The sequence below is a fragment of the Devosia sp. genome, assembly GCF_041917035.1.
In the GTDB taxonomy this organism is placed as follows: domain Bacteria; phylum Pseudomonadota; class Alphaproteobacteria; order Rhizobiales; family Devosiaceae; genus Devosia_A.
Window position 1 is genome coordinate 1 of record NZ_JAYRYM010000392.1, and the last position, 2,385, is coordinate 2,385.

3 protein-coding genes are annotated in these 2,385 nt (G+C 67.3%); all 3 read left to right on the top strand.

The genetic code is table 11. The features are described 5' to 3' along the window. Positions 1-642 (top strand): dihydrodipicolinate synthase family protein (locus ACE3TU_RS21470; protein ID WP_374627891.1); only part of this gene is annotated, 642 nt, incomplete at its 5' end. Between the two features lie 156 nt (positions 643-798). Continuing rightward, entirely contained in the window at positions 799-1,701 is a 903-nt protein-coding gene (locus tag ACE3TU_RS21475; protein ID WP_374627892.1) for a hypothetical protein, read from the top strand. Between the two features lies 1 nt (position 1,702). Beyond that, positions 1,703-2,385 (top strand): alpha-hydroxy-acid oxidizing protein (locus ACE3TU_RS21480; RefSeq protein ID WP_374627893.1); only part of this gene is annotated, 683 nt, incomplete at its 3' end.

Here is a 2,385-nt window from a genome sequence, read left to right on the forward strand (position 1 = left end):
GCCCAGCACGCCGCCGCCGCCGGCGTCGACGCCATCTCCTCGGTGCCGCCCTTCTACTGGGGCTTCTCGGCCGACCAGATCGTCGGCTACTACACCGACATCACCCGCTCGACCAAGCTGCCGATGATCGCCTACAACGTGCCCATGGCGGCACTCGGCTTCGACGTCATCAAGCGCCTCGCCGGCATCGAAGGGGTGGTCGGCGTCAAGTACACCGCCTCCACCCACCACGAGATCATCCGCATCAAGGACGAGATCCGCAAGGACTTCATCGTCTATTCGGGTTCCGACGAGATGGCGATGTCGGGCCTCGCCTTCGGCGCCGACGGCATCATCGGCTCGTTCTACAACAACATGCCCGAGATCTGGCAGCAGATCCGCGACGCCGTCGCCGCCGGCAATCTCGCCGAGGCCAAGCGCCTGCAGGAGATCGGCAACGCCGTGATCTTCTTCTCCTTGAGCCGTGGCGGCGTCGCCATGATCAAGCGCTCGATGGCCTGGATGGGCTGCGATGCCGGCTATGTCCGCCGCCCGCTCGGCAGCTATATCGACAAGCCGGCCGAGGAAAAGCTGAAGGACGAATTCCGCAGGCTGCGCGACGAGCGGGAGCTCAAGGGCGTGGCGTTTCTCGATGCGCTCTGAGGCAAAGGCGCCCTCGCCCGGTGCACCTGCACCGGGTCATCCCCGCGAACGCGGGGATCTCCGTTTGACCGCACGGTCCGCAAACCGGGGTTCCCGCTTTCGCGGCAATGACTCCGTGTTGGTTTCCGACGTGGTCGCGGGCGAGGAGGCCTCGCTGTGACGCTCCGCAATGTCCTGACGCTGAACACCGATCGCTCGATCCGCAGCGGCAGCACGACGGCGCTTGTCGATGCCATCCGCCGCGGCGCGGACCTGCGCATCGGCACCGCGTTCCGCCACAACGAGCACATCGACACCTCCTCGGCGAGCAACGAGCTGATCGAGGAGGTGGCCGAGTTCCGCCAGACGCTGCTGCTCGATGATCGCTGGGCCGCCGGCATCATGACCTTGCGGATGCCGGTCGAGCTGCCCGAGGGCTTCGGGCCGCGCCCGTCGATGTCGTTCTTCCTGTACAATCAGGATGGCACGCAGGCGATCGCCCGGCCGTATCTCGACGGCCTGCCGCCGACGGCGGCACCTGGCCCCTCCCCCGTCGAGCCGCAACCGGACATGCCGCGCTACCACCAGTTCGACAACTTCGATGCGGGCACCAACGCGCCCTCGCACAACTTCGTCTACGATTTCGACCACTACAGCTTCCTCGTCAACGACCGCTGGCGCGAGGTGCTGGCACATGACCACACCGGGCGGCCGACCTCGGGCTCGCTCGCGGCCCTGACCGACGCCTTCGTGCACGGCTCGCCGGTGAAGGTGGCAATAGCCAAGTTCTGCGTCGGCCTGGTTCCGCCGGGCGAGACCGCCCCCGAACACGAGGCCTTCATCCACGCCGGCTCCTGCTACTACTACACCGACAGGAAGCTGTTCATCACCGGCACCCACCCGGCGGTTCGGGTCAAGCCGGCGATCCCGCTGCGCTATGGCACCGGCGGCTGGGATTTCTGCTGGCTGGTGGCGCGCACCGACGGCCAGGTCGAACGCTGGCGCTGCGACCCCTACACCCTGCAGTTCGACCGCAGCACGCATCGCTACGACATGCGCTGGTTCGTCCTCGGAGATTGAGATGGTCCGCCTCGACCGCATGCTGACCGTTGACGACTTCAAGCGCGTGGCCGAGCGGCGGGTCCCCCGCATGTTCTTCCAGTATGCGGACTCGGGGGCCTATACCGAGAGCACCTACCGCGCCAACAGCGCCGATTTCGGCAAGATCCGGCTGGAACAGCGGATCGGCGTCGACATCACGACCCGCAACCTCGCGACCACCATGCTGGGCCAGCCCGTGTCGATGCCCTTCGCGCTCGCCCCCACCGGGGCCGCCGGCATGCAGTCCGCCGACGGCGAGATCAAGGCAGCGCGGGCGGCCGACAAGTTCGGCATCCCGTTCACGCTCTCGACGGTCAGCATCTGTTCGATCGAGGACGTCGCGGCGGCGACGAAACGCCCGTTCTGGTTCCAGCTCTACGTCAGGAAGGACCGCGAGTTCACCGGGCGGCTGATCGACAGGGCGAAGGCCGCGGGCTGCGCCGCACTCGTCGTCACCATGGACTGCCAGCACTACGGCCAGCGCCACAAGGATGTCCGCAACGGCCTGACGGTGCCGCTGAAGTTCACGCCTCGCTTCGTCGCCGAACTGGCGCTGAAGCCGCGCTGGGCCCTGGCCATGCTGCAGACGCCGCGCCGCACCTTCGGCAACTTCTCCGGCCACGTGCCGGGCGCGCATAGCGTCAGGGAACTCGCCGCCTGGAT